Source organism: Desulfopila aestuarii DSM 18488 (assembly GCF_900143695.1).
Lineage (GTDB): Bacteria > Desulfobacterota > Desulfobulbia > Desulfobulbales > Desulfocapsaceae > Desulfopila > Desulfopila aestuarii.
Map to the genome: position 1 here is coordinate 143,941 of NZ_FRFE01000003.1, position 26,509 is coordinate 170,449.

Below are 26,509 nucleotides of genomic sequence, written 5' to 3' on the forward strand. Positions count from 1 at the left end.
TTGGGAAACGTGTCACGTTGTAAGCCTGACACATTGTAGCATTCTCGATGTATAGTAGCCCATCTTCTTCACGAACACAATCCACCCAATGCTGCAAATTTTCATAAAACACGCTGTATCCCTTGATACTACCAGTATTTAGCGTGCATATGCAACATATCTATGCTACACTATTTGTTATCGGGACGAGTTGATGACGATGCTCCACCGGGACCCGTCCCGCGACCATTCTACTGCGCAGCCACATCACGAGAAAGCCCGGAAGGAATAACGTCATGACAGTTCGACCCGACCCGTACAACAACCCTTTTTTCGGTGGTTATATTACCGCTGATATCAACTGGCGTATCACTTCCTGCAACCGGACTGCAGCGAAAATCCTTCAGCACAGCGAACATTTTCTTATAGGCAAAGACTGCCGTGAGATCTTCTGCGCCAACGACAGCTTCCATGTGCTTTGCACTCACCTCAAGGCCATTGCCGGAAAATACTGCAGCACATCCGTACAACATACTCTCCCCACCTTAACCACAAGCGATACCAATATTCCAATTACCGTACAGCTGGTGACGTTGCCTGCCGCCGATGGATCGATACTTGGTACGCTTATAAGTTTTTCCGAACTGACTACCCCTCTCGCCGCAAACCGGCTCGCGCTGAACTCAATTGCAGAAGGGGTTTTTACCGTAGACCATAATTGCAAAATCACCTCATTTAATGTAGCTGCAGAAAAAATCACCGGCTGGCAGGAAGCTGAAGTTCTCGGGCGACCCTGTCGGGATATTTTTCGTACGCCGATCTGTAAAACAGACTGCGCCATGGCCCAATCAATTAAGGATGGGACTCAGGTGATCAAGCGTTCCCTTTACATCACCACGAGACAAGGCAAAGCGATCCCTGTCCAGATCTGCGCCGCCCCTCTCGTTGATCTCGATAACAACGTCATTGGCGGAGTTGAAACATTTCGGGACATTACCGATTCTCTCCAGAACGATATTGTGTTGAATGCTGTAGCGGATGGAGTCTTTACGGTAAATGAAAAAGGCGAGATCACCTCCTTTAACCGGGCCGCTGAAAAAATCACCGGGTGGAAGGAAAAGGAGGTCCTCGGCAAGAGCTGTGCAGAAGTACTGCTGTCGAGCACTAATACCACCAGCTGCACACTCGCCGCCTGCATGCGTGAACGCACAGCAATCATCGACCGTGAAATTTTCATCATCGGCAAAGACGGCTACTCTATTCCCGTTTCGGTCAGCGCCGCACCGTTTCTCGATCCCAATGGCAATGTGCTGGGAGGCGTGGAATCGTTTCGTGACAACACCAACCGTTTACAGACCCAGCTTATTCTTGATTCTGTAGCGGACGGGGTCTTCACCGTTGATCGTAACTGGCGCATCACCTCATTCAACCTGGCAGCGGAACGGATCACTGGCTGGAGCAGGGAAAAGGCTGTCGGCCAGTTCTGCAGCGACGTTTTCCATTCATCTATCTGCGGTAAAAACTGTGCAATCGCCGAAAGTCTCTATACCGGAAAACCGGTGGCGAGCAGGACGATTACCATCCAGGACCTCAGGGATAACTGTACCTCGGTAAGTATCTCAGCCGCCCCCTTGCTCGACCTTGAAGGCAATGTGGTCGGCGGAGTCGAGACCTTTCGAGATCTCAGCGTTGAGATAAGCCTCAGGCAGCAACTGATGAAGAACTTCACCTTTGATGCGATCATCAGTAAAAGCCCATCCATGCAACGGCTGTTTCAGATCCTACCGGATATTTCACGCAGTGAAAGCAACGTTCTCATTCTGGGCGAGAGCGGTACAGGTAAAGAGCTGATCGCCAGAGCCATCTTCAACGCTTCCGCCAGAAACGACAAGCCTTTTGTCATCGTCAACTGCGGCGCCCTGCCGGAAACACTTTTGGAATCAGAGCTGTTCGGCTACAAAGCAGGCGCCTTCACCGACGCAAAAAAGGACCGGCAGGGGCGCTTTGCCGCCGCCGAAGGAGGCACCCTCTTTCTTGATGAGATTGGCGACATTCCTCAGTCGGTGCAGGTCAAACTGCTGCGGGTTCTCCAACACAAGGTCTATGAACCCCTCGGCAGCAACACCCCCCTTACCGCCAACGTCAGAATTCTAGCCGCCACCAATCGCGAATTGAGCCAGCTGGTGCAGGAAGGGCAATTTCGCGACGACCTCTTTTACCGCCTCAACGTAGTCAACATCCTGCTGCCACCCCTCAGAGAGCGAATAGAGGATATCCCACTTCTTATCACTCACTTCGTGGAAAAATTCAGGGCTGAAAAGCAAAAGGACATCGTCGGGGTGAGTGATGAGGTCATGAACATCCTGATGCACCATAATTATCCGGGAAACATCAGGGAGCTTGAAAACATAATCGAATATGGTTTCATCCTCTGCCCGGGAGGCTACATTCAGCTGGCACATTTGCCGGAGAGCGTGGCGGAAAGACAGCTGCCGACCGGCCAGACGGTCACCGGCGTTGAGGGCATGCCTCTCGCTGAACTTGAAAAGCAGGCGATCCTGATATCACTGGAACGAAATGACTGGAAAAGGATGAAGACCTGTCGTGAGCTTGGCATCTCCAAAGACACGTTGCGGAGAAAGCTGCACAGTTACGGATTCGATGACGACGGCTTGAAACAGAATGTCTGAACAGCTTCTTACACGAACAGCTGAACACCGCGATTTGCATGACAATCTCAACAATTCTGTTTTGCTAGGCGGGCTGAGTCCAGAAGAACGCCACAACATCATCAAGGCCGGTCACTGGCTGGAATTTTCCCAGGGCGAGCATGTCTATCTCCAGGGTGACAACGATCAGCATTTCTATATGATCGAAAGCGGCCGCGTCGAACTCCTCCTTGATGCAGGATCAAATGGCCGCCTCAGTGTCAGCCAGATTGGCCCGGGCGGGCATTTCGGTGAAACCTCGCTTCTCACCGGTAACAACAGGAGTCTCAGTGTCCTGGCACTGACACCGCTTCGGTTATTGGCATTCGACCTTGAGACCTTCAACACCATCCTGCTTAGCCAACCGGTTATCCAGCATCGATTGAACATCAGCCTGGCCAAGCGGCTGCGGCTCTCGTTTCAGGACCACGCCAACTCCCTTACCTGGTTGAAGTCCCATCGCCAGGAAACAGAACATCTCCTTGACCCATCCTTTTTTCCTGCCAGTTCACCACTCGACTCACGGGAACAACGACTGACCGCCTCGACCATCCACAACCAGGTCAACAAAGCGGTCAAACAATTCGCCAACAGTACAACCCCTCTGCTCATTACAGGGGAGACCGGTACCGGACGACGCCTGATTGCCGGCGAAATCCACAAAGGCGGGCAATACAACCACGGACCATATAGAGAGGCTGATATCCGCAACATTGATCCGGCCCAGATGGAGCTGGAACTTTTCGGGTACGGCAAAGAGCCCCTGGCTTTCTCACAACTCGGCCAGCTCGGTCTCTTGGAACTGGCCCAAGGGGGAACCGCGGTACTCTACAACGCCGAATGCCTGGAACCCGATGTTCAGCGACAGCTGGCCAGGACAATTACGAAAAACACATTCTCGCGGGTAGGTGGAGAAACGGCAATTCCGCTTCGTACCCGAATAATTCTCATCTGCAAAGATGATCCGCGCCAGACAGACGGGCAGAACCGGCTGCTGCCGGAACTCTACTCGTTGTTCGCCGGGCAACATTTCCGGGCGGTCCCCTTACGCGAACATCGCCGCGACATCCCACGCCTCGTGGAGTTTTACCTCAAAAGGTACAGCCTCAAATACGGCAAGAACATCTCGGCGATCGACGATCAGACCCTGGGCAAACTCATCAATTACGACTGGCCAGGCAATCTCACCGAGATGGCAAGTGTCCTGCAACGGGCGGTGGTTTTAGGCCGCAGCAACCAGCCACTGACCGACGAAATCCTTCTTGGCGTACCACGCTCAGAAGGCAAATGGGAACTGAACCTACTGCGTTTCAAACCGATCCGTAGCTTTCTTTTGAGTAGGCTCTTTCCGGTACTGCCACGGATCATGGTCGGCGGTTTTTTTCTTCTGGTCCTGGCCACACTTTTTTTTGGGCCGCGCGGCCCCCACGACAATGTCGGGCTTATTCTCAGCTGGGTGGTGGGCTGGCCGCTCATGATTTTCGCGTTTTTCTTTCTAGCCCGCACCTGGTGCAGCATCTGCGGCCTTTCGGTACCTGGCTGGCTGGCCCAGCTTCTCATCAAACCGGAGCGTCCCACGCCAAAAGTTATCCGCCACTACTCGGGCTGGATCATGACCACTCTCTGCATCCTGTTGTTCTGGATAGAAACGACCTGGAACGCTTACGAGTCACCCAGACTCACGGCCTGGATCATAACCGCCATCACCTGTGGCTCGCTCCTCTTCAGTATCTTCTATAAACGGAGGGTCTGGTGCCGTTATGTCTGCCCATTGGGAGCAATCAACGCCCTGTTTTCCATGCCCTCTATCCTTGAACTTCGCGCCAACACCCAGATGTGCCTTAATCGCTGCGGTGATCACGCCTGCTATACCGGAGACGACAACAATGCAGGTTGCCCGATGTTCCGCCACCCCTTCCTGGTCGACAATAACCGGGATTGTATTCTCTGTGGCCAATGCATCAAGAACTGTAAGTTGAACTCGATTCACCTTAATCTGCGCCTGGCACCCCAGGAACTCTGGAACCAGGAAAATCCGCGGCTATCAGACAGCATTCTTGTGGTGAGTTTGGCGGCGATATTCTTTCCATTTATCGTCAGCCAGAATTTCCCGGGCTTTATCCAGCTGCTGGCAAGTTCCCTTCAGCACTACGGTCTTCCGCACAATCACGCCTTTGCCGCAACACTGCTGTTTGTAGCAACAGTTGCTTTTTATCTGGGCGGATATGGAATATTGTCGAGGATAATCGCATCCGCCACAGCCTGCAGTTTCAAAAACGTTGCAGCCATCTTCGGCTACGGCATGATCCCTCTGGTACTCGGCGCCTTCATGGCGGCCCATCTGGAAATACTGGTGCGCGGAATATGGCTGCTGCCGGCCACCCTCATAAAACTCTTTGGCGCCAACGAAAATTTTGCCCCAGCAAGGTCCCTTAGCCCGGACATCACGTTCATGCTGCAATCAGTAACGGTCTTCGGCGGTCTCATAGCCTCTCTCTATGCTAACTGGCGCATTGTTGGCCGGTTGACCGCTGCAAGAAAACCGCGAACAATCGTAACATTTCTTCCGGCACTTCTGCTCTGTCTTTCAGCTGCAGCGTATCTGGGCCTTATGCAGATTCCCGCCCAATAACCAACTTTCCCCTTTCATCATCGCGTATTCCGATTACAATGCCGAGGAAGCCGATCGCAGCAGAGCAATTCAACACTTTGGAAAAACAACACGGTATTTTCTATGGATGGCAGAACACGGACACAGATTCAGAAAGGACAGACTGTACGGGTCGTGCAAAAACAGGATCAGCGCAGCGGAACCCTTACCGAGGGCGTGGTTCAGGATATCCTCACCAATTCCGCCAGCCATCCCCACGGTATCAAAGTGCGCCTCACAAGCGGTGTGGTGGGCCGGGTCAAGGAGATCTGCCCCAGATGAATAATGACACATTCACCAAACCATTGTTGACGGAACGGTCATGAAAATCCAGCGACTCACCGACGACAACCATAATAAGGCAGCGGCGCTCTTGCGGCAGGCCTTCCCGAACAGCAGGTATGAAGAGCGGCTATTTAACAATCTGCACAAGAAGGGTAGAACAGTATATGAGTGGGTATGCATCCACACCAACAGATATATTGCCTATATCGCTTTTACCAAGGCCTACAGGGGAAATGACGTCTGCGGTCTGCACCTTGCGCCGCTGGCAGTGAACCCGGAATTTCAACATCAGGGTATCGGCTCGGAGCTTCTGCGCTTTGCATTACGTCAAAAGGAAGTGAAAGATACGACGATATATGTTCTGGGAGCACCGAAATTCTATGAGCGGTTCGGCTTTGTCCGTTGTGACCAACCGAAATGCCCTTTTGATCCCGGCAACAAACATTTTCTGGCACTTCGCAACGATCCGCACCAGCATTTTACAGTTGGCTACGAACCCGAATTCTAACGCAACCGTAGCTCCCCTGAAAGCCAATAGTCCTTTAGCCAGCTTCGCCCGTGCCGGACTGTTTGGCGATCGTGCCTTTTTTTCTCTCTTCGCTACGCGTATTTTTTTCCTCTTCAGCAATGCGCTCTGCAGCCTGTTTGTCTCCGACCAGGCGGGGTTTTCTGGGAATGACCCTATCCACCACAGCTTCACAAACACAGGACACCTGCTCGGGACACTCCACAATCTCGTAACAGGTGGCAAACCGCAGTAGTTTTCTGATCCCGGGAATGGATATCCCCTGCTCGTGGATCGCTGAACGCAGACAGGCTATCCATTGCATATCGTTTTGGGAAAACATGCGACGCGCTCCCTGACGATGCGGTTTTATCAAGCCTTCATCCTCATAGATCCTGAGCGTTCTTGGGTGGACGTCAAGGATTCTCGCAGCAACACCAATGGAATATACCGGCAGATCCTTACTCACCGGCTCCAGACTCTTGTTCTTTTTCACGGCCATACACACCTCATGGGAATAAATCGCAACAGACGCCGCTAATGGATATCCCGCTTGCGGCGTCTGCAGTATACGACACTTCTCATCTCATGTTAATGCTCTTCCGCCACATGGCCCCGAAACAATTTTTCGCCGACCAGAAAGAGCAAGCCGCAAAAACCGATGCCACCAAGTACTACCAGATTCTCATGCAGACTCGGCACATAGGAGAACAGTTCAGGATAGTCGACCAATCCCATTCCGTGATAATGGGAAACCAGCTGCCCAACAATCACTAGATCGTAGCGCATGAAGAAGATCCCGACCATGCCGGCAAGGGACGCGATAAACAGGACATTCATGTTTTTGCCCTTCACCGCCATAATGAGGATAAATGGAATCAACATCCCCAGTGCGACCTCGCCAATCCAGAAATTGGTGGCAAACGACCCGCTCAAAAGCGACTGCATCGCTTCATATTTGCCGGGAACCTCTCCGGTAATACCGGTGATCATCTTCCAGCTGGTAAAAAAAATGATGATCGCCATCATCAACGCTCCCATCTTGGCAACACTTTCCAACGATCCCTGCATGGCGTTACTCATCTTCCAGCCGTTAAAACGGTAGGCCAGCCAGGTGAAAAAGATGATGGCTACACAACCGGACATGGCAGCTGAGGTGATGAAATAGATCGGCATATAGGGCCCATGCCAGAATTCACGACCATTAAGAAGACCAAATACTGCTCCGAGATTCGAGTGGGCAACAACACCGGTAAGCAGTCCTGCAAGGCCGAATGACATGGCCATTTTATGGTTGTCCTGCTGCAACATCACAAATTCAATGAGCATAAAGAAGAGGTAGGCCCCATAGAGGGTTCCCATCCACCAGATGTTGGAGGTGGGATTGGCGCCGATCACATTATTGACCGGCATCCGCCAGGAATTTTCGATCTCAAAGGCAATTACCAGAAAACCTGCCACGATGGTGGCAATTGACATAAACACCGCTCGCTTGGCGATGGGATTGAAATTTTTTACACCAAAGACATGGCCAATCGATGAGACCATGCAGAGACCGGTCGAGGTCACCACGAAAAAGACGTAGGCTGCGATAAGAATTCCCCACGGAACCTCGCGACTTACGCCGAATGTGTGTTCATGGCCTGCATACAACGAATGTATTCCTGCCGCCACACCTGTTATGGTCAACAGTCCCATCAGGAAAAGTGCCAGATTGAATTTGGTGGATACCTGGACTTCCAGCCCCCCTTCCTGGGGCAGTACCGCGGTAAGTAAATTGTTCATTTCATCAGCTCCTACTCGAATTTTTCATTGTGTTGACAAAAGCATCTCACTCACAAGTGGCCTGAAATCTTCAGCACCTGTCACTCTCATACTTCTGTTTGCTTCGCCCCGTCAGAGCAAGGGCCTTCGCCACCCTGCGCGATGCTACCGCCTCAATGCGCAGTTCTATCAGCGTATGAATTGTCGCCGCTCCTATCCAAAAAACGAAAAACATCACAGCGTCCATTTTCTCCTCCATCAACTTTTTCCTGACACGAAATTCAACCTCAAGACGAACCTCAACCTGCAAACTATAATTAAAAGTATAGTTGACAATGATCACTGTCAAGTTATTTACACATATCTGATCAGCAATGATCAAAATCAAAGGATCAGCGACGTACACATCAACCTGTTTTTACAGATTTTATCCAACAGCAAACGCCTGCATAAAAAACAACGCCATTTGCGCCCATGACGAAGCTGTTACCGGAAAGACGCATTATGCGCCCTAATGCGTGTTGTTAGAATGGGGAAGACTGCGATCGGAAGTCAAAAACGACAAGAGGGAAACAATGTCGGTCTCGCAATGCCTGGTGCGACCGTCATCGTTTCCCTCTATGGCTGGATGGTAGGGTGTGATGAAAGCAAGTTAAACGGATGTTCCCTTTCAAATGATCAGATTGTCAGACCGCAACTTTTTTCCGGTCCGGCTCCGGGCCGATACGCTTGATCTTCTGCGGTACCAGACTATTCGAGAAGAAGGCTGAACAGCGCTGTCGTTTCTCAAAGGAACAGTCGATAATATTCCAGCAGGGTGTATATTTCAGCAGCTTTTTAATCGCATTGATGCTGACACCATGGGTGTGAATCATTTCTCGTAAACAGGCTATCCACTGGACATCCCGCATTGTGTAATAGCGCCAGGCACCTTTACGAGCCGGGGTCACCAGACCTTTCTGTTCATAATTTCTGATGGTTCTCGGATGCACCTTCAGCATCTCCGCCACCATACCGATGGTAAATACTGCTTTGTCATCCGCCAACATAATCTACACCTCCTCTGCATTCTGGCCCTGGAACAGTTTGGTAAAACCTTTTTCCCCTATCAGAAAACCAAAACCAACCACCCCCAGCCCGCCAATGACCAGCAGATATTCTGCCGTGGTCGGTGCATAGCTCAGATACATCGGCAGGTCGTCATAGCCAAGATACTGAGGAACAATGACGCCACCAACCACCAGGTTATAGCGGGAAAAGAACTGACCCACCAGGACCATCATGGCCGCCAGCGAAAGGGCCTGCGGAGAATTGAACCTGGTAAGAGTAACCAGCAGAAATGGCAACACCAGACCAAGGCCGATCTCAAAGCCCCAGAAGCTTGTGGACAACGGTCCCCGTACTAGGGCGTCAGCGGCAATGCGTAGGTCGTCTGTACCGCAATAGGCATTCACATATTTCCAGGTTGTAGCAAGCATGATGAGAAAGAGCATTACTGCCATGAATTTTCCAACCAGCCGCAGACCAAGCGCGGTTTCCTCGCTTAAGCGCCGCCTGCTCAATACCTGGCTGTAGTGGGTGGAAAGGATAACCGCAGCAGCACCGGATAAGAGTGCACTGGCCAGAAAGAAAATCGGCAACTGGGAACCGTACCAGAAAGGTCTTGACGCGAGGGAAGCAAAGACAGAACCCAGGTTGGTATTTGCGAGCATTTCGGCCACGGCACCAGCTATACCGAAAACAACCGCTGCCTTCAATCTGCCGGAATAGATGAGAGTAAATTCAAGCATAAGAAGCGCGACAGCCAACCCATACAAGGTGCCCATCCACCAGATATTCGAAGTGACATTCGGATGGGTGACCAAGTATATCGGCATCCTCCAGGGGTTTTCTATTTCCAGACCGATAACGGTAAAGGCCCCGAGCAAAACGATAATGGAGAGCCAGACCATACGATTTGCCAGCGGCAAAAGAGGCTGGACATGAAAAACATGGCTGATTGCGGCCATAAGACACAAGCCGGTGGAAATAATGGCCAGGTAAGCATAGACACCTATCAGCATTCCCCACGGCATGTCACGAGTGTTGGCAAATGCATGATGATGCCCCACGACCTGGGCATAAATGCCGCCACCAACACCAGCCGCGATCATCAACAGGGTCAGCACCATCAAACCGTCGATTCGCGATGCCTTCATCTCCGTCTGCTGTAAACCTTCCAGAGCAATCTGTCGTTCCATTGTGCAATCTCCTTCTCTTTCCGGATGATTCATCCGAATATCTTCGTGTTTGGGTAAAAACGATCTACTCTATGGCTTCGGGCTCTCTCCAGCCGCGATGCTCCTTGTCGATACTGAATATCGCATAGAGCGCAAATGGCGCGGCAAACGACCCAAGAACCATGAACAACACCAGGGAAGTCAGAAACCAAAACGCCTCAGACAATGCGGGAATACTCTGTCGCAATTGCCGGGCCTTCTCCCGGAAATCAACTCCTGCTCCTCTGCTTTCGATTGCCACTATCATGATGAACCCTCCGAGTAATATTGAGGAAATGTCACTATTTCCTTTACCGCTTAATCAGCAAGCCGCATGCCATACCGCAACCAGGGGATAGATAACGACAACAAAAAATCATATATAATTGTATTTATTTCATTTAACCAAACATCAAAGGAGAGAAAAGCAGCAGAAAGAAAGCTCAATATCGATCAACAGGACGCATTCTGCGCCTGCGATACCACAAATGACAGGCGCAGAATGCGCCTTATAGGGAAGGAGGTAATGAACTGAATTTAAGACAATATTTTTACAGACGGGTAGCTTAGAGGTTAATAGTTAAAATCACACCCGAGCTTGCCGCCAAACGGCCAAATACATATCTATGTATTTCAGGAAGGTTAGACAGCATCAGAACCACAATGGCGCATTTTGCGCCCAGAAGAAAAACTGGCGGGAAGACAAAGGGAAAAAAGCAGGAAGAGCGAGGGGAGAAAACGAATCGGGCAACCAGAACGCGTGCCTGGTTGCCCGATGAGTTATACAAAAAGTGGTGGGGTGATCAATGGTGGCCTTCTTCTCCACCCTCTTTCGAATCCCCGCCTATCATACGTGCATGACCACGGACCCCGATATGACAGGTAGTGCAACGGGTATCTGAGGCGAAGGCAGTACTGCCATCGTGGCAACTACCGCAGTAATTCCCCTCATAGAGTGAGGCCATGGTGAAGTCCTCGTTTTCCTGGGCTGCGCCAGCCTCCATGACGAAGATATCGTCATGGCAGGAATCACAGTCAAGCCCGGCATCCATGGTATGTGTCTTGTGCTGGAACACAACCGACTCAACCGGTTTGGTCCAGACAATAGGCGCTTCCGGGCCGTAGGTATCTTCATCATAGTCGGTATCGGCAGCCTTCTTTTCTTCGGCACTGAGGATCGCACCAGTCAGCAGGAAAGCGCCCAGGACCATAAACAGCAGGATTTTCTTCATATCATTCTCCTTGAAAATCAACAGAGGCCGCCCGGATCTCTGTTCGGTCCGGGCTGGTCCATATCAGGCGTTGATATAGTAAACATTTGGAAGAGCGCCCGTCTCCGGACGCAGTACCCAGACCATGGTATCAGGTGCATGAATCAGCTTGAATACCCGGCTTTCGGTATCCGCCAGGTTGCCAAAGATCCGGACGTCAGCCGGGCAGGCTTCGACACAGGCGGTGTCCTTCTTGCCTTTGGACAGTCTGGTGTCATAACAGAAATTGCATTTATCCACCGCCCGGATCTCTTCCTTGAAATACCTGGCATTATAAGGACATGCAGTCATGCAGGTTTTACAGCCGATACACCTGCTGGGATTCATCACGACAATACCGGTTTCCTTATCTTTCCAGGTTGCGGTTGTCGGGCAGACACGAACACAGGGTGGGCGATTACAGTGATTACAGAGAACCGGCATGAAAGTGGTCTCATGCTCTCCTGCAGTAAGGGCGCGCCTGCGCTCAAGGATGGTGGTTCTAAAACCGTATTCGGGAACGCTGTTGGTCTCGACACAGGCAGCCTTGCAACGTTCACAGTCGATGCAAAGTTTTTCCCGGATTACCATGCTGTAATGGGGATTGTAGGGATACTGGCCCGGCTCGGGAACTACTCCGGAGGAGGCATGTGCACTACGAACCGTCGTCAGTGACAGAACAGAACCCCCGAGATAGAGGCCGGTAATGGCAAGACCCATCTTCAGGAATTTTCGCCGCTCTGTTGAAGTTATCGTCGAGAGGTCTTCACTTTCGAGCTGCTCTAATTCATCAATCTTCATTTCCATACTCCATATATTCCACCTGCGGTGCGGGTGGCTCAAAATTTTCTCCGTTTGGATCCGTCTCGGATCGCAAACATACCACAGCTGAGGAAATATTATCCATCAATGATCTTCTGAAAGATGCCCGCGAAACAACTTTTCTCCCATCAAAAAAAGCAGACCGCAAAAACCGATTCCGCCCAGCACCACCAGATTTTCGTGCAAACTTGGTACATATGTGAGCAGATCCGGATAGTCCACCAGCCCCATACCATGATAATGCGGTACCAGCTGTCCCACGATAACCAGGTCATATCGCATAAAAAAGATCCCGATCATACCTGCCAGGGAAGCCACAAACAATGCATTCATACTGCGGCCTTTCACAGCCAGAATAATAATGAACGGGATGATCATACCAAGTGCGACCTCTCCAATCCAGAAATTTGTCGCATAATCCCCGGATAAAAGTGCCTGCATTGCCTCATATTTTCCAGGAGGATTGCCGGTTACCCCTGTAATCATCTTCCAGCTGGTGAAAAAGATGATTACCGCCATCATCAGCGCACCGAATTTGGCCACCGAAGCCATGGACTCCCTCATCGATTCGCTCATCTTCCAGCCATTGAACTGATACGCCAGATAGGTAAAAAAGATGATAGCCACACAGCCTGACATAGCTGCGGAAGTAATAAAGTAAATAGGCATGTAGGGGCCGTGCCAGAACTCACGGCCGTTAAGCAGTCCGAAAACCGCACCGAGATTGGAATGCGCCACAACACCGGTCAGCAATCCCATCAACCCGAAAGCTGTTGCTATTTTATGGTTTTCAAGCTGAAGCATGATGAACTCGATCATCATAAAGAAGAGATAGGCACCATAGAGCGTTCCCATCCACCAGATATTTGAGGTGGGGTTGGCGCCGATCACGTTGTTGACCGGCATCCGCCAGGAGTTCTCGATCTCAAAGGCAATAACAAGAAAACCTGAAACGATAGTGGCAATCGATAGGAAAACCGCTCGTTTGGCAATGGGGTTGAAATTGGCAAAACCAAAAACATGGCCAATCGAAGAGACTATGCATAGTCCGGTGGAGGTTACCACGAAAAAGACATAGGCGGCAATCAGCATGCCCCACGGCACCTCACGACTCACGCCAAAGGTATGCTCATGCCCCGCCCACAACGAGTGAATTCCCGCCGCGACCCCAACCACGGTCAATAGCCCCATGAGACCAATTGCCACGTTGTATTTCCCCGATACAGGGACCTCCAGACCACCTTCCTGCGGAAGCACCGCCGCCAGCAGACTATTCATGTTCTACACTCCTTGTTACAATGAAAAAAAGCGACAACTGTTACCGGACCATCCAACGGCACAGCCTTCGCCCAACACAAAAAATACCGTCACCACAACATTATGAAATAATACAATTAATGACATTTCAGATAAGAAAACAAACTGACTTCCATACCAACTGATCAGCTCACTTCTCAACAGCACTCGCCCTGCCGTGAAGCAACCTATAGCGAGAGATACGCAGTCGACAAAACCGCTCCTACATATCGACAAAAATCGAATAGATACCAACAAAAAGGCTCAACAACATATACCACAAGTGTCTATTTTTACTTACCATGTATACTCTGTGGTAATTAAGAGAACTATTTAATTATTCTCTTTACCTGACATTACTGCCATCTTTATACTACGTCGTCAAGTTTTAATTATGTGCAAACGCCAAAAACTTATTTTTTGGCCGCATTTTGCTCCCAGAGAAGTAGAAGGTAAAGGTTAACTGTGTTTACAGACCTGTGGAATCGCCATATGTATTTGCTGAATATCCATTGTCTTTTCAAACCTAAACCAATGAAATAGACGATACTCAACATCGATAAGCTGCAGATGGAATGAGAAATGGAACATCGGGGCAATCATAATGTGCCAGCACCACTACGTCGCAGTTGGTATCACATTGTGATAGGCAAGGGGAAACAAAATTCGTCTTAGGGAATATCGACATCCTGATCGGTCAGTAGATAGTACCGTTGTAGTTTGGTCATCAGTTTGGCCGGACACTCAACCTCAGAAAGGTAGGTATCGAAAAATTTCGTGAGAGCAGCACGCCTCTTCTCGCCAAAAGCAAGCAACACGCCCGTATCGGCCTTACGAAGCAGTTCACTGCTGGCCGTCATTCGTTTCAGCGGTGGTTCGGGCGCATTATCGAAGATCAGAAAGGCGCGCTCGCCATACTCAATGGCATGATGATTCGGATAAAGGGAGGCTATATGCCCATCTTCCCCGCAACTGACCAGAATAAGGTCAAAACTGCCGCCTAGCAGCTCCAATTCCTGCAAATATGCATCTGCCCCATGTATTAAATTACCGTTATCACTCACAGGAAATGAATGTATCATACCAGGATGAAGCCGGCCAGCAAGCGACAGTGAGACCTGTTGTGCGACGGTCTTATGGTTGGTCGATGAAGCCAACATCTCCTCAAGCAGAAAAAGATGGATACGGTCCCACGGCAAATCCAACCGAGAAAGATTGACCAGGACCTCCGACACCACATCCCCTCCCGCTACCCCAAGGACCACCCGCTGCTTCACCGAAGCAAATACCTGAGCAGCCATCGCGAGAAACGAAGAAGCCTTGTCCACTAAAAAATCACGTTGTCCCTGTATGATCATTTTCGGACCCTATGTGTATAAAACGTCTCCATCGCTGTTTGACAACGAATGCTTCCGCTAAAACGCGTTGTATTCTCCATCATAGTGCAGCATTGCCGTCCCCTGTATCTATCATGTCAGCATACTACGATCATAAAATCCAGAACCTTTTCCCCTCCAAGAGTCATTTGTTTGAAAACACAAGCCATTTCGCATGCACTGAGGCAACGATAGAAAGAGTTTTTCTCTCGTTCGCGATTTTTCCCCACTTCTTATCGTTTCTCGGGTAAAATGGTGCCGTCATATTCGGCTGATAATTGCCGTTACCTCCATTTTTGCAGACCTCTTATCTATTTCATGAAAAAAAGAACACCCAGAAGAACCCCAAAGAAACGATCTATTATTGTTCCGTTGCTCCTGACCGCCTGTCTTTTTCTCCTCCTGCTAGGTGGCCTCTTCGCGTTGAACTCTATTAATAAACTCAGCGATGAGATAGCTGACAAATTTGCCGGCAAACGCTGGGCAGTGCCAGCAACGATCTATGCACGGCCGCTGGAGCTCTACCCGGGGCTGGAACTTTCACCCAATATGCTCGAAAAGGAGCTGGAACTGGCCGCCTATCGCAAAGAGAGCCCAATTCACAGTGCTGGCGGCTATAATCGTAAGGGATCTATCATCAACCTGGTAACCCGGGATTTCACCTTTCCTTCCGGCCTGGAGAAGTCAACCGCCATTCGGGTAACGTTCAAGGGCAAAACCGTTGCAGATATTCGAACCACAACCGGTGCAAATGTCCCCACTGTCCGGCTCGATCCCGCGCCTATCGGTAGTATCCACCCTCTTGTGCATGAGGACAGGGTCATCCTCAAATCAGAAGAGATCCCCCAGTTACTGCGAGACAGCCTGATCAGTGTCGAGGATCAGGATTTCTATTCCCACCACGGTCTCTCCCCGCTCGGCATTGCCCGAGCTATGCTTGCCAATATAAAGGCAGGCCGGATGATACAGGGTGGTTCTACCTTGACCCAGCAGCTGGTCAAGAATTTCTTTCTCACCAGTGAACGCACCCTCACCCGCAAACTTCAGGAAGCCGTCATGGCAGTCATCCTGGAAACCCGATATAGTAAAGACGAGATCCTCACCGCCTACATCAACGAAGTGTTTCTTGGACAGGACGGTGCCAGGGCCATTCATGGCTTCGGGCTTGCCAGCCAATTTTACTTCCGACGTGAACTCCAGGATCTCTCGGTGGCACAAATCGCCACTCTGGTTGGCATGGTCAAGGGACCATCCTACTATGATCCCCGGCGGCATCACGACAACTGCCTCGCCCGGCGTGAGGTCGTTCTCAAACTGATGCTATCGGAAAAACGGATCAACGAAGAAGCCTATACCAAAGCTCTGGCTGAACCGCTGACTGATGTCACCCCACCTAAAAATGGACTCAACCGTTTTCCCGCTTTCGTTGAACTGGTCAAGCGGCAACTGAAAACCGAGTATCGGGAAGAAGATCTGAAAACCGAAGGCCTGAAAATCCTGACCACACTGGACCCGCAGGTCCAGTGGAAGATGGAAGATCAGATCAAAAACACCATGGCCTCTCTGAAAAAGCGAGCTGGCGGCGATAGCCTGCAGCTTGCCATGATCATTACTGGCCGCGAAGACGGCGAAATACAGGCCCTGGTGGGTGACGTCAACCCAACCGAAGCCGGATTTAATCGTGCCCTTGACGCTCTGCGTCCCATAGGTTCCCTGGTCAAACCCGCCGTTTATCTGACGGCGCTGTCGCAGGGCTATACCCTTGCCACTCCGCTCACCGACACTCCGGTCAGTGTCAAGAGTGGCGGCAAACAGTGGCAACCGGAAAACTATGACAGGAAACAACACGGCACAGTTGCCCTCTACAGGGCTCTGGCCAAATCCTACAATCTTGCGACGGTTAACCTGGGCCTGGAAATCGGCTTGGAAAATGTCATCTCGACTATTGCCAATCTTGGCTATACTGAACCACTGGAACCCTATCCTTCACTCCTGCTTGGTGCCCCGAATATGACACCGCTGCAGGTCAGCGAAATCTATCAGACCATTGCGTCCGGAGGCTTTCACGTTCCCTTACGCTCTATCCAGAGTGTTATCGGCCAAAACGGTCAGCTGCTGACCCGCTACGGCCTGGAAGTAGAACAACGTTTTTCACCCGAACTGATGTTTGTACTGCATCATGCCCTTGAACGGGTCTTTACCGAAGGCACAGCCAGCGGACACCATCTAGCTGGAAAAAATCTCTATGCTGGCAAGACCGGCACCTCCAATGACCTTCGTGACAGTTGGTTTGCCGGCTTTTCCGATACCCATATGGCGGTAACCTGGATTGGGCGGGATGACAATAAGCCTACCGGCCTTTCCGGCTCAAGCGGCGCCCTGGTGGTCTGGGGTAAGGTGATGGATGCTATCAGCAGCCAACCCCTTGAAATGGTTGAACCGGAAGGTATAAGCTGGGCCAGAATCGATACCGAAACCCTCGAGTCTGTCTCATTTCCAGCAACTAATACGACACTTCTTCCTTTTGTCACCGGCACCGAGCCTCAGTCGGCCTGGTCACCTCCGAAGGTCGATATGGATATCATTGAAGAGAAAGCCCGCAGCCTCTGGGATTCTATAAACGATATGCTGCAGTAAGCTGAAACTCATTAACCACAATACATACATAAAGCCATGTCGAGACAGATCAATAACATCATAAAGTTTTCCTGCAATAAACGAGTACATACTACCCTGCCAATTCTGGCTCTTTTGGCCCTGCTGCTCAATGGCTGCGCCATTAAGCAACCTGTCCAACAACCCGCATATCCAACCAAAAAGCCTTCGACCCACACCACCCCATCGAAGAGGCCGACACCCAGTTATCCTGCTCCGCAGGTTGTGCAACCACAGCCCGAGCCATCTCCGCAAACGACTCCAGCCACGACGTACACACCAAAGACAGGAGCCGGAGGCGCCCTCTATTCATCCGCCCAAGGGGCTATTAACCGGGGCGATTACCAACAGGCGGAAATGTCGCTGGAACGCGCCTTGAAGATAGAGCCACGTAATGCCCACTACTGGTACAGCATGGCCCAGGTAAAGTACAAGCAGAAGCAGTACTCCCAGACAGTGCACCTCTGCTCAAAATCAAAGAGTCTTGCCGGAAAAAACAGCCAGCTCATCAGCTTAAACGATGACCTGAGCGCAAAAGCCCGCCAACAGCTCTAGTACGGCATACCCGTTCCAAGCACGTCTGCTGAGCCCGTTCTATCGGGTTCGGCTGGCTTCTCACGTTTTTCCATACTTGCTATCGGGGAAAACCCTTCCAACAGACAACATGAACATGATAGGATAGTAATATCAAATTCTATAAGGAGCGATAGGTAAAGGCTAGATCGTATCGCTCATGTGGCTGCAACCTGTCTTTCGACGACATATCTTTGCCTGTTTTAATGCAGCCACATCAACACAACATCTTATTACACGAGATACATATATGGCGCAGATTGACTGGCAGGATAACCTCTCTGTAGGCAACGACACCATTGACCGGCAACATCGTAAGTGGATTGAACTCTACAATGCTTTTGACCGGGTCATGACCGACAATAACCCACATGAGGCCCGGCATTTGAAGATCGACAGTCTCCAGCTTATGCATGAGTACATGCTCTATCATTTCCGCTATGAAGAGATGCTGATGGCAAACCATGGCTATCCTGGTCTTGCCCAGCACTGGAGGCAGCACAAAGATTTTGATTATAAGCTCTTTGCCTATATCCGCCTTCTGGAAACAGACAAGCTCATTTCACGGAGCGAACTACTGGACATGATCCACAAGTGGCTTATCGAGCATATTCAGCAGGAAGACCAGCAGATGCAACGTTATTTCGAAGAGAGAAGCCGCGAGGAGGAAAGCCCTCAGTAATCTCTGAAATCCGCCCCCCTCGCAACTATCTTCTAACTTGCGACATCCGACAAAAAATTACCGGTATTAGCGAACAGTCAAGCCAACCGCTTCATCAGTTACCTCTCCGATCCGCACGGCAACACCAAGCCCCGCACTATGCATTTCATTAATCAGCTCACCAGCCTGATCTGCTGGCAGGGCTATCAATAGCCCTCCTGAAGTCTGCGGATCATACAGCAGTTCTTCCTGTTCCTTTGTGAGAGTCCGTGACAAAACCAGGGTATGCCGGGCAACCAAAGCCCGGTTGGCAACGTTACTGCCTGTGGTTTCACCCCGCTTGTACATCTCATACGCCCCGCTATAAAAAGGCAGAGCCTGATACTCGATATGAATGTGTTTGGAGCACCCTAGAGCCATCTCCAGCGAATGCCCAAGAATACCAAAACCGGTCACATCGGTACAGGCATGCAGCTCGTACTTCAAAGCCAGCTGCATTGCAGTTCCGTTTAACGAAGCGATGATCGGCAGCGTCTCCCGTTCAAGGACCTTGAATTCGAACTTGCCAGCCCGTACAGCATTGAAGAGTACTCCTGAGCCAAGTGGCTTGGTCAAGACCAGAGCATCTCCTGGTTTCGCGCCGGCATTGGTTATCACCCGGTCTGGATGCACCACACCGTTGACGCATAATCCATATTTGGGTTCATTGTCATCCACAGAGTGTCCGCCGACCAGACAGGCACCGGCCTCTATCACTTTGTCATGGCCACCTTTCAGGATCTCCCGCAGCACACCCATATCAAGGTGTTTCGAGGGAAACATCACCACATTCAAAGCGGTAACCGGTCGGCCGCCCATGGAATAGACATCTGAAATGGAATTTGCGGCAGAAATCTGTCCGAACCAATATGGATCATCTACCGGCGGAGTAATGAAATCAACAGTGTTGATCATGGCAATATCGTCGGAGAGACGATAGACAGCTGCATCATCGGAGGTTTCAATACCGACTAGCAGATCGGGATCCTCAGGCTTTTCAAAACCGGCTAATGCGTCCGACAAGTCCGTCGGACCAATTTTTGCCGCTCAACCACAGGTCCTGGCAAGCCTGGTCAGTGTCTTTTTCTTCAGAAAATTCAAATTCATCATAATCGTATAGAGTAATGGGTTGCAGTGCGTTCAGTAACGATTTTTCACCCCAGGAAAGAGTATTCGCCCAAACAGGGTTGCAACATCCGTCAGACAATCCTGGAAAATCACAATTTCATGCGTCGTGACTATAATAGGAGCGGTCTTCAGGAAAAGCTACCTTGTTCCGGACAGGGTTGGCACGTTTTTCAGTATGAGGGGATATAATCGCGGAAGTGAATTCGAGAAAGCAGGCGGGAAACTCTTGTAGAATTCTACATTCCCCGCTGCACTACCAAAAAAGAAAAGGTGCATGCAACAGGGAATGCATCAGGCAAACACTATATTTAAGCCGGATATTTGCCTTCGATATAATCCTTGAGATAACGGTTTTCGACATTCTTAATCGTCATTTGGGCCTTGACCACGTCACCGATTGAAACCAATCCAATGAGTTTACCATCATCAAGAATTGGAATATGGCGGACACGGTTTTCGGTCATGATGTTCTGGATATAATCGAGATCATCTTCGGGAGTCGCTACGATAAGATCGGAAACCATAACCTCACTCACTCGCATTTCCGGTACCCGGTCAAGGTTTTGATGCACTGCTTTGAGGATATCGTTTGGTGCTACAATGCCAAGGATGTTGTCATATTTATCAACAACCAGCAAAGAACCGACCTTGTTGGCGAAGAAGATAGCCATCACGTCCACTATCAGACTGTCTTCAATGACGGTGATAACCCTCGTACCTTTAGCATCAAGAATTTCTTTGGCTTTCATTCCTGTACTCTCCTCTTTCTTCCACCGTTATTATCGATGGCGAATCATTCTGAATTTGGTTTCCGCTTGACGACACCGTGCATTCTCATCTTGGAAAACCACGCCTTCCCCGTCACACCCCTATAGAAATACTGGGTAAAAGCCAATAGCAAATACCGATACCGCCAGAATCATGGTGCCAACTGGTGCAAGGGACACACCAGAAACCTCAAAACTCTCCTCAGGTTCCTTGAAGTACATCATAATAACGAGTCGCAGGTAATACCACATAGAAAGAATACTGGAAACGATACCAAGAACCGCCAACAGCATCTGGTCTGCCCGTATAGCATCGGTGATGATATAGAACTTACCCATGAATCCTGCGGTGGGCGGTATACCTGCCATCGACAGCATAAAGATAGTTATTGCAGCAGCCGTGTAAGGCCGTACCTTGGCGAGTCCTTTAAAATCATCAAAACTATCGCGCCGTTCATCTGTGCCACCCAGATACGCCAGCGCAGTGAAGACACCCAGGGTGGCTGCCGCATACGCAGCCAGGTAGAAGATAATTACACCACCTGTAAAATTCTCAGTACCAACAGCAACGAGGGCGATAATCAGGTAACCAGAATGAACGATACCGGATGCTGCCAACATACGTTTCAGGTTGTTCTGACCAATAGCGATCAGGTTTCCTGCAAACATTGTAAATACTGCTACATAAAAGAGGTAATCCACCCACACCCCTTTCATGCCATTGTCTAATACTATGAAGTTTGCAAAGACGGCAAAAATTGCGGTTTTGACACCAGTCGCCATGAAACCTGTCACTGGTAGCGGCGCACCGTCGTAAACATCAACCACCCAAGCGTGAAACGGAAAGGCAGCCACTTTGAACAGAAACGCTACAATTACCAGCAAGGTACCAGCCACCAGTACCGGACTTTCAAGAAAACTGTTAGTGGCTAGGTACTTTGAAATTAAGGCAAATCGGGTAGAACCGGCACCACCATAGATCAGGGCTGCACCCATAGTGAAGAAGGCTCCAGCAAAAGCGCCAAGCATGAGGTATTTCAACACTGCTTCCGATCGTTTAATACGTGAGCGGTCATACCCCACAAGAACATATATGGCGAGTGACATGATCTCCAGAGATATAAACAGCGTGATCAGTTCGGCGGCCATGGTCAGCAACAGCATGCCGGAGGCAGCAAACATCATCAGGCTGTAAAATTCCGGGGACGAAAACTTGTTCTGGGTAAAGTAGGTTTGGGCAATCATGCAGCTGAAAAGACCGCAAGCGAGGATAATGAGGCCTGCGACCTTGGTAAAGGTCGATGCAGTCAGCATCCCGCTAAAAGCAGTTTCGTATGGCGCCACGTTACCAGAAACACTGACCATCAGCTGCACGGCAAAGGCAAAGGCAAAAATTCCTATACTGACCAGTGCGGTGCTCCCCTCACTCAAATTCTCCATCGAGGCCAGCAGCATTAGTGCGATAGCCCCCGCTCCAACCACCAGCAATGGAAGTATTATGATAAAATCCAGCATAATCTGTCCTCTGACCTCAATTCTTTTGCGTGGTTTGTTCCATTACCGGAACGGTTGTATCCGCCAGCTGCTGCTGAACGGTGCTGACTGCTGCAAGATGCTCGGCCGCCGCAGGAGTTATCCGGGCCAGAAATGGCTGCGGATAGATTCCCATGACAATAATCAGAACAACAATAGGCAGTATGGTAAGGGTCTCGATAGCTGAGAGATCCTTGAATCCTTCTGTACGGGTGTTGCTCTTTTCAAAAAATACCCGCTGGAACATCCAGAGCATGTAGCAGACCCCGATGATGAGCGTAGTACCGGCCAGTACACCAACCATCATGTTAAACTTCACTGCTCCGAGGATAATCAAAAATTCGCCGATAAAACCACTGGTACCAGGAAGGCCGACTGAAGCAAGCATGGCAACCGCAAAAAATACTGCAAAGATTGGCGCCTTGTAGGCAATTCCGCCAAGATCGCTGATTGTCCTAGTCTCCATGCGTTCTTCAATGATCCCGAGAAGCAGGAAGAGTACGCCGGTACTGGTTGCGTGGGCCACGATCTGGTAGAGAGTGCCGGTGAGCGCCTGCAGATTCATACAGAAGACACCAACTGCAATAATACCCATATGCGAGGCGGAGGAGAAAGCCAGCATCCTTTTGAAATCTTTCTGACCGATGGCGGCAATGCCACAGTACATCATCCCAATCACACCAGAATAGCAGAGGATCAGAGCGTAGCGGGTGAAGTCTTCAGCAAAGATCGGTAAAACGAAGCGGATGACACCGTAAACACCGATCTTTGCCATAATCGCTGACAAAACAAAAGTGGCCGCCGTGGGTGCTTCGGTATAGGCATCTGGTAACCAGGTATGAAACGGAAAGAGGGGGATCTTAATGGCAAAAGCCACCATGAAAAAGATAAATGCCGCTGTAGCCGCAGGTCCTGTAAGACTCAGCTTGGACAATTCGGCGATATCAAAACTCCAGACACCGGCTTGGGCATGATACGAGACGCCAACATAGACAATGGCTGCCAGCATCAGGAGTGATCCGGCAATAGTGTACAGAGTAATCTTCAGGGTTGCAGGCAGTCTGTTTGGCCCGCCAAAAAGTCCGATCATAAAGAAAATCGGCAATAGCATGACCTCCCAGAAGATATAGAACAGGACCATGTCAGCAGCGGCAATAGCCCCGATCATAGCGCCCTGTGTTAACAACAGGTTTGCATAGAATCCTTTGCTCTTCGTCTTGAGCAGCAAGTAGACCATGGGGAATAAACAGGCTCCGGCCAACAGGACCAGAAGCGAAATACCGTCCACCCCAAGGCTGTAGTTCACACCTACATAAGCGAACCACGAAGTCTTTTCGACAAATTCAAGACCGCCAGCGCCGGTGAAGTTGATGAATACCTTCAGACCGAGAATGACGACCAGCACCGCCACCACCAGGCCGGCAGCTCTCGCAGCTTCCCTGCCGACGGGCAGGACCATCAACGCGAGACCGGCGACGATGGGAAGAAAGATCATAATTGACAGGGTATTCTCAAACATTATTTCACCTTTACAAATTCAGGGAACGGGAGATAAATATGCTCAGAACGCTGAGTCCTATGACCATGTAGATGGCGTACACCCGCACATATCCAACCTGAACAACCTTGAACGCATTGGCCAGAGCCCCGTAGAGCCAGACAACTACCTTCACCGGACCATCAGTGACAAAGGGCTCAATGCTCTTTGAAATGGCGGTACCAAGCAGTTTATAGGGAACAACCAGCAGGTAATGATAGAGCTCATCCACCATGAACTTGTTATAGGCAAAATTGGCAAGTCCGGTATAGAACGGCTCCTCTGCTGTCGCCACGTAGAATTTCTTCCAGGCAAAAAAGATACCGCAGCCAAAAGCAGCGATCGATGTAGCCACGGCCAGAACTTCAAGCCAGACACTGACATGTGGATGATGTTCGGTAAGGCTCGGGGCCAGCCAATGGGAAACTCCGAGATGCCCACCAAAAATAGACGGGATGTTCAGGTAGCCGGCAAAACAGGCGCCAACTGCAAGGACGATCAACGGGACGGTCATGACCTTCGGCGACTCATGGGCATGCTCATAGGCATGCTCATCGCGCGGCTTGCCGTGAAAAACGACAAAGAACATTCTGAAAGTGTAGAAGGCCGTCATCGCCGCTACCAGTACTCCAACCAGCCAAACACCGCCATGACCAGAGGCAAGTGCCATGAAGAGTATCTCATCTTTTGAGAAGAAACCGGAGAACGGTGGACACCCGGCCAGCGCCAGGCAGCCAATCAGCATGGTCCAGTACGTAATAGGCATCTTGTTCTTCAAACCACCCATGCGCCAGATATCCTGTTCATGGTGAAGGGCATAAATAACAGACCCGGCACCAAGGAAGAGCAGGGCCTTGAAAAAGGCGTGGGTGAAGACGTGGAAGATACCGGCAGAGTAGGCGGCAACACCGACACCGGCAAACATATAGCCTAGCTGACTCACGGTTGAATACGCCAGAATCTTTTTAATATCGCGTTGGAAACAGCCGAAAATCGCCGCAAGCAGTGCCGTCAGGATACCAATCCAGGCGACGACCGTTCCGGCCGCCGGCACCTCAGCATAGATGAAGCTGAATCGGGCAACCATATAGACACCGGCAGTGACCATGGTAGCGGCATGGATGAGAGCGGAAACCGGTGTAGGACCGGCCATGGCATCTGGCAACCACACGTAAAGCGGAATCTGGGCAGATTTACCGGTGGCACCAACAAAGAGCAGCAAACAGATGGCAAGTCCCACACCCGGTCCAATCTGCTCGGCATTGGCCCTGAGGGACATGTAATCAAATCCGCCGGAACCGATAGCCCAGAACAAAAGTGACATACCGAGCACAAAACCGAGATCACCAATGCGGTTTACAATGAAGGCCTTATTGCCAGCAATGACATTGTTGGTTTCAGTTGAATAATAGCTGATGAGCAGATATGAACAGAGACCAACGCCCTCCCACCCTACAAACATGACGACCGGACTGCTACCCAGCACCAAAATCAGCATCGAGCCCAGGAAGAGGTTGAGGTAGGCAAAGAATTTGCCAAAATTCTCGTCCTTGGCCATATAACCGACGGAATAGACATGGATGAGAGTGCCGATCAAGGTAACAAAGAGCAGCATGAGTGAGCTAAGCGGATCGGCAAAGAAACCCATGGAGATATCCAGATCGCCAACCTTAATCCAGGTAAAGACATCCTGGACAAGGTATCTGCTATCTTCCGGCAGTCCTTTTAGTCCGAAATAGACCTTCAGGGCCAGGATAAAAGTAAGTGCTGGACCGATGCAGGCAATGATGCCATAGATCTTCTCGGGAAAAGCCTTGCCCTTGCAGGAGACCAGGTACATTAATCCCATGAGCAGTGCCCCGAGCAACGGCAGCAAGGGAATTAACACGAGATACGATACGGTGTGTTCCATCTTGTTACCCTCTCAACAGGCTGAATACGTTGGTATCCAGGTTGCCTTTATGCTTATGCAGCAAAATGACGACCGCAAGCGCCAGAGCAGCTTCCGCCGCCGCCACAGCCATAACCATCAGGGCCAGGACATGACCGTCCATATTCTCATGCAACCGCGACAAAGCGACAAAGGCCAGGTTTGCTGCATTCAGCATCAGTTCGATCGACATGAAGACCGTGAAGACGTTTCTTCTCGAAATCACACCGAGAAGGCCGAAACAGAAGAGTATGACACTTAATGAAAGATAGTTCGCAATCACAGCTTGCCCTCCCTCTTGCCGGCTAATACTACTGCACCAACCAAAGCCACCAGCAGCAGAATTGAGACAATTTCAAACGGCAGCAGCCATTCGGTAAACAGCACCATGCCAACCCCCTTGACACTGCCAAAACTATCGCCCACGATGGTGGCCTCACAGCTTGGCAGTTTATTGACCACCTTCAGCAGGAAAATTGCCAAGGGCGCGATCACCACAGCACCGCCACCAAAGTAAAACCAGCGGTTCGACTCATCTGGCAGATCCTTTTCACCGATATTCAAGAACATGATGATAAAAAGAATAAGCGACATAATGGCACCGGCATACACAATGAGCTGAATAGCAAAGATCAGCTTCGCCGAAAGCAGGGCGAACAAGCCGGCCAAGGCGATCAGGGTCATGATAAAGCTCATTGCCCCGTTCATCGGATGCCTCAGCAGCACCAGTCCAGCGGCTCCAGCCACGGCCAGCACTGCAAATGCGGAAAAGAGAATCGTTGAAACCATGATA

Annotated in this window: 24 protein-coding genes; 7 read left to right on the forward strand and 17 right to left on the reverse strand. The window is 50.4% G+C overall.

Going from position 1 to position 26,509, the window contains the following annotated elements; all coding sequences use genetic code 11:
• Nucleotides 1–275: 275 nt before the first annotated feature.
• The 4 genes from BUF15_RS28210 (at nucleotide 276) to BUF15_RS04175 (ending at nucleotide 6,130) form a co-directional block, all read left to right on the forward strand.
• Nucleotides 276–2,669 (forward strand): sigma 54-interacting transcriptional regulator, encoded by a 2,394-nt coding sequence (locus BUF15_RS28210; RefSeq protein ID WP_084553468.1) that lies wholly within the window; start codon nucleotides 276–278, stop codon nucleotides 2,667–2,669.
• Nucleotides 2,662–5,319 (forward strand): sigma 54-interacting transcriptional regulator, encoded by a 2,658-nt coding sequence (locus BUF15_RS04165; RefSeq protein WP_073612191.1) that lies wholly within the window; start codon nucleotides 2,662–2,664, stop codon nucleotides 5,317–5,319. Before BUF15_RS28210 ends, BUF15_RS04165 begins: the two co-directional genes overlap by 8 nt.
• A 102-nt stretch (nucleotides 5,320–5,421) precedes the next feature.
• Nucleotides 5,422–5,619 (forward strand): YwbE family protein, encoded by a 198-nt coding sequence (locus BUF15_RS04170; RefSeq protein ID WP_073612192.1) that lies wholly within the window; start codon nucleotides 5,422–5,424, stop codon nucleotides 5,617–5,619.
• A gap of 40 nt (nucleotides 5,620–5,659) precedes the next feature.
• Entirely contained in the window at nucleotides 5,660–6,130 is a 471-nt protein-coding gene (locus tag BUF15_RS04175) for a GNAT family N-acetyltransferase (protein ID WP_073612193.1), read from the forward strand.
• Between the two features lie 34 nt (nucleotides 6,131–6,164).
• Here the strand turns inward: BUF15_RS04175 and BUF15_RS04180 are convergent, their stop codons facing one another.
• The 10 genes from BUF15_RS04180 to BUF15_RS04230 all read right to left on the reverse strand — a co-directional run bounded on the left by BUF15_RS04180 (nucleotide 6,165) and on the right by BUF15_RS04230 (nucleotide 14,875).
• Nucleotides 6,165–6,629 (reverse strand): MerR family transcriptional regulator, encoded by a 465-nt coding sequence (locus BUF15_RS04180; protein WP_073612194.1) that lies wholly within the window; start codon nucleotides 6,627–6,629, stop codon nucleotides 6,165–6,167.
• An 89-nt stretch (nucleotides 6,630–6,718) separates the two neighbouring features.
• Nucleotides 6,719–7,912, reverse strand: a complete 1,194-nt coding sequence (gene nrfD / locus BUF15_RS04185) for an NrfD/PsrC family molybdoenzyme membrane anchor subunit (RefSeq protein WP_073612195.1) — start codon at nucleotides 7,910–7,912, stop codon at nucleotides 6,719–6,721.
• Between the two features lie 70 nt (nucleotides 7,913–7,982).
• Nucleotides 7,983–8,240, reverse strand: coding sequence for a hypothetical protein (locus tag BUF15_RS04190; protein WP_143170630.1), 258 nt, complete (start codon nucleotides 8,238–8,240; stop codon nucleotides 7,983–7,985).
• 337 nt (nucleotides 8,241–8,577) lie between these two features.
• Nucleotides 8,578–8,940, reverse strand: a complete 363-nt coding sequence (locus tag BUF15_RS04195) for a MerR family transcriptional regulator (RefSeq protein ID WP_073612197.1) — start codon at nucleotides 8,938–8,940, stop codon at nucleotides 8,578–8,580.
• Nucleotides 8,941–8,943: 3 nt separating this feature from the next.
• Complete coding sequence (nrfD, locus tag BUF15_RS04200) at nucleotides 8,944–10,131, reverse strand: NrfD/PsrC family molybdoenzyme membrane anchor subunit (RefSeq protein WP_073612198.1); 1,188 nt, start codon at nucleotides 10,129–10,131, stop codon at nucleotides 8,944–8,946.
• Nucleotides 10,132–10,195: 64 nt separating this feature from the next.
• On the reverse strand, nucleotides 10,196–10,417 hold the full coding sequence (locus BUF15_RS04205; protein WP_073612199.1) for a hypothetical protein: 222 nt from the start codon (nucleotides 10,415–10,417) through the stop codon (nucleotides 10,196–10,198).
• 535 nt (nucleotides 10,418–10,952) lie between these two features.
• Nucleotides 10,953–11,381, reverse strand: coding sequence for a cytochrome c3 family protein (locus tag BUF15_RS04215; RefSeq protein ID WP_073612201.1), 429 nt, complete (start codon nucleotides 11,379–11,381; stop codon nucleotides 10,953–10,955).
• A gap of 63 nt (nucleotides 11,382–11,444) precedes the next feature.
• On the reverse strand, nucleotides 11,445–12,200 hold the full coding sequence (locus BUF15_RS04220; protein WP_073612202.1) for a 4Fe-4S dicluster domain-containing protein: 756 nt from the start codon (nucleotides 12,198–12,200) through the stop codon (nucleotides 11,445–11,447).
• Between the two features lie 105 nt (nucleotides 12,201–12,305).
• The gene (gene nrfD / locus BUF15_RS04225) at nucleotides 12,306–13,499 is read right to left on the reverse strand and encodes an NrfD/PsrC family molybdoenzyme membrane anchor subunit (RefSeq protein WP_073612203.1); all 1,194 of its coding nucleotides are present in this window, start codon (nucleotides 13,497–13,499) and stop codon (nucleotides 12,306–12,308) included.
• A 689-nt stretch (nucleotides 13,500–14,188) separates the two neighbouring features.
• The gene (locus BUF15_RS04230; protein ID WP_073612204.1) at nucleotides 14,189–14,875 is read right to left on the reverse strand and encodes a 6-phosphogluconolactonase; all 687 of its coding nucleotides are present in this window, start codon (nucleotides 14,873–14,875) and stop codon (nucleotides 14,189–14,191) included.
• 336 nt (nucleotides 14,876–15,211) lie between these two features.
• Between BUF15_RS04230 and mrcB the strand changes: the two genes are divergently transcribed.
• From mrcB to BUF15_RS04245, 3 genes are all read left to right on the forward strand, one after another.
• The gene (mrcB, locus tag BUF15_RS04235) at nucleotides 15,212–17,530 is read left to right on the forward strand and encodes a penicillin-binding protein 1B (protein WP_159441219.1); all 2,319 of its coding nucleotides are present in this window, start codon (nucleotides 15,212–15,214) and stop codon (nucleotides 17,528–17,530) included.
• Between the two features lie 36 nt (nucleotides 17,531–17,566).
• Entirely contained in the window at nucleotides 17,567–18,103 is a 537-nt protein-coding gene (locus BUF15_RS04240; protein ID WP_073612205.1) for a tetratricopeptide repeat protein, read from the forward strand.
• 268 nt (nucleotides 18,104–18,371) lie between these two features.
• Complete coding sequence (locus BUF15_RS04245; RefSeq protein WP_159441220.1) at nucleotides 18,372–18,803, forward strand: bacteriohemerythrin; 432 nt, start codon at nucleotides 18,372–18,374, stop codon at nucleotides 18,801–18,803.
• Between the two features lie 66 nt (nucleotides 18,804–18,869).
• Here the strand turns inward: BUF15_RS04245 and selD are convergent, their stop codons facing one another.
• The 7 genes from selD to BUF15_RS04280 form a co-directional block, all read right to left on the reverse strand.
• Nucleotides 18,870–19,859, reverse strand: a complete 990-nt coding sequence (selD, locus tag BUF15_RS04250; RefSeq protein ID WP_143170632.1) for a selenide, water dikinase SelD — start codon at nucleotides 19,857–19,859, stop codon at nucleotides 18,870–18,872.
• A 398-nt stretch (nucleotides 19,860–20,257) separates the two neighbouring features.
• Nucleotides 20,258–20,698 carry a CBS domain-containing protein gene (locus BUF15_RS04255; RefSeq protein ID WP_073612207.1) on the reverse strand — a complete coding sequence of 147 codons (441 nt, stop codon included), beginning with the start codon at nucleotides 20,696–20,698 and terminating at the stop codon, nucleotides 20,258–20,260.
• A gap of 120 nt (nucleotides 20,699–20,818) precedes the next feature.
• Nucleotides 20,819–22,231, reverse strand: coding sequence for an NADH-quinone oxidoreductase subunit N (locus tag BUF15_RS04260; RefSeq protein WP_073612208.1), 1,413 nt, complete (start codon nucleotides 22,229–22,231; stop codon nucleotides 20,819–20,821).
• Nucleotides 22,232–22,247: 16 nt separating this feature from the next.
• Complete coding sequence (locus BUF15_RS04265) at nucleotides 22,248–23,768, reverse strand: complex I subunit 4 family protein (RefSeq protein ID WP_073612209.1); 1,521 nt, start codon at nucleotides 23,766–23,768, stop codon at nucleotides 22,248–22,250.
• A gap of 10 nt (nucleotides 23,769–23,778) precedes the next feature.
• Complete coding sequence (gene nuoL, locus BUF15_RS04270; protein ID WP_073612210.1) at nucleotides 23,779–25,698, reverse strand: NADH-quinone oxidoreductase subunit L; 1,920 nt, start codon at nucleotides 25,696–25,698, stop codon at nucleotides 23,779–23,781.
• Between the two features lie 4 nt (nucleotides 25,699–25,702).
• Nucleotides 25,703–25,999: an NADH-quinone oxidoreductase subunit NuoK gene (gene nuoK / locus BUF15_RS04275; protein WP_073612211.1), complete on the reverse strand. Its 297-nt coding sequence runs from the start codon at nucleotides 25,997–25,999 to the stop codon at nucleotides 25,703–25,705.
• On the reverse strand, nucleotides 25,996–26,505 hold the full coding sequence (locus BUF15_RS04280; RefSeq protein ID WP_073612212.1) for an NADH-quinone oxidoreductase subunit J family protein: 510 nt from the start codon (nucleotides 26,503–26,505) through the stop codon (nucleotides 25,996–25,998). The genes nuoK and BUF15_RS04280 overlap by 4 nt, the downstream gene beginning before the upstream one ends.
• Nucleotides 26,506–26,509: the final 4 nt, after the last annotated feature.

Excerpts from the sequence above, each read along its gene's own strand:
- BUF15_RS28210 (WP_084553468.1), top strand. The coding sequence starts at position 276 with ATGACAGTTCGACCCGACCCGTACAACAACCCTTTTTTCGGTGGTTAT.
- BUF15_RS04165 (WP_073612191.1), top strand. The coding sequence starts at position 2,662 with ATGTCTGAACAGCTTCTTACACGAACAGCTGAACACCGCGATTTGCAT.
- BUF15_RS04170 (WP_073612192.1), top strand. The coding sequence starts at position 5,422 with ATGGATGGCAGAACACGGACACAGATTCAGAAAGGACAGACTGTACGG.
- BUF15_RS04175 (WP_073612193.1), top strand. The coding sequence starts at position 5,660 with ATGAAAATCCAGCGACTCACCGACGACAACCATAATAAGGCAGCGGCG.
- BUF15_RS04180 (WP_073612194.1), bottom strand. The coding sequence starts at position 6,629 with ATGGCCGTGAAAAAGAACAAGAGTCTGGAGCCGGTGAGTAAGGATCTG.
- nrfD (WP_073612195.1), bottom strand. The coding sequence starts at position 7,912 with ATGAACAATTTACTTACCGCGGTACTGCCCCAGGAAGGGGGGCTGGAA.
- BUF15_RS04195 (WP_073612197.1), bottom strand. The coding sequence starts at position 8,940 with ATGTTGGCGGATGACAAAGCAGTATTTACCATCGGTATGGTGGCGGAG.
- nrfD (WP_073612198.1), bottom strand. The coding sequence starts at position 10,131 with ATGGAACGACAGATTGCTCTGGAAGGTTTACAGCAGACGGAGATGAAG.
- BUF15_RS04205 (WP_073612199.1), bottom strand. The coding sequence starts at position 10,417 with ATGATAGTGGCAATCGAAAGCAGAGGAGCAGGAGTTGATTTCCGGGAG.
- BUF15_RS04215 (WP_073612201.1), bottom strand. The coding sequence starts at position 11,381 with ATGAAGAAAATCCTGCTGTTTATGGTCCTGGGCGCTTTCCTGCTGACT.
- BUF15_RS04220 (WP_073612202.1), bottom strand. The coding sequence starts at position 12,200 with ATGAAGATTGATGAATTAGAGCAGCTCGAAAGTGAAGACCTCTCGACG.
- nrfD (WP_073612203.1), bottom strand. The coding sequence starts at position 13,499 with ATGAATAGTCTGCTGGCGGCGGTGCTTCCGCAGGAAGGTGGTCTGGAG.
- BUF15_RS04230 (WP_073612204.1), bottom strand. The coding sequence starts at position 14,875 with ATGATCATACAGGGACAACGTGATTTTTTAGTGGACAAGGCTTCTTCG.
- mrcB (WP_159441219.1), top strand. The coding sequence starts at position 15,212 with ATGAAAAAAAGAACACCCAGAAGAACCCCAAAGAAACGATCTATTATT.
- BUF15_RS04240 (WP_073612205.1), top strand. The coding sequence starts at position 17,567 with ATGTCGAGACAGATCAATAACATCATAAAGTTTTCCTGCAATAAACGA.
- BUF15_RS04245 (WP_159441220.1), top strand. The coding sequence starts at position 18,372 with ATGGCGCAGATTGACTGGCAGGATAACCTCTCTGTAGGCAACGACACC.
- BUF15_RS04255 (WP_073612207.1), bottom strand. The coding sequence starts at position 20,698 with ATGAAAGCCAAAGAAATTCTTGATGCTAAAGGTACGAGGGTTATCACC.
- BUF15_RS04260 (WP_073612208.1), bottom strand. The coding sequence starts at position 22,231 with ATGCTGGATTTTATCATAATACTTCCATTGCTGGTGGTTGGAGCGGGG.
- BUF15_RS04265 (WP_073612209.1), bottom strand. The coding sequence starts at position 23,768 with ATGTTTGAGAATACCCTGTCAATTATGATCTTTCTTCCCATCGTCGCC.
- nuoL (WP_073612210.1), bottom strand. The coding sequence starts at position 25,698 with ATGGAACACACCGTATCGTATCTCGTGTTAATTCCCTTGCTGCCGTTG.
- BUF15_RS04280 (WP_073612212.1), bottom strand. The coding sequence starts at position 26,505 with ATGGTTTCAACGATTCTCTTTTCCGCATTTGCAGTGCTGGCCGTGGCT.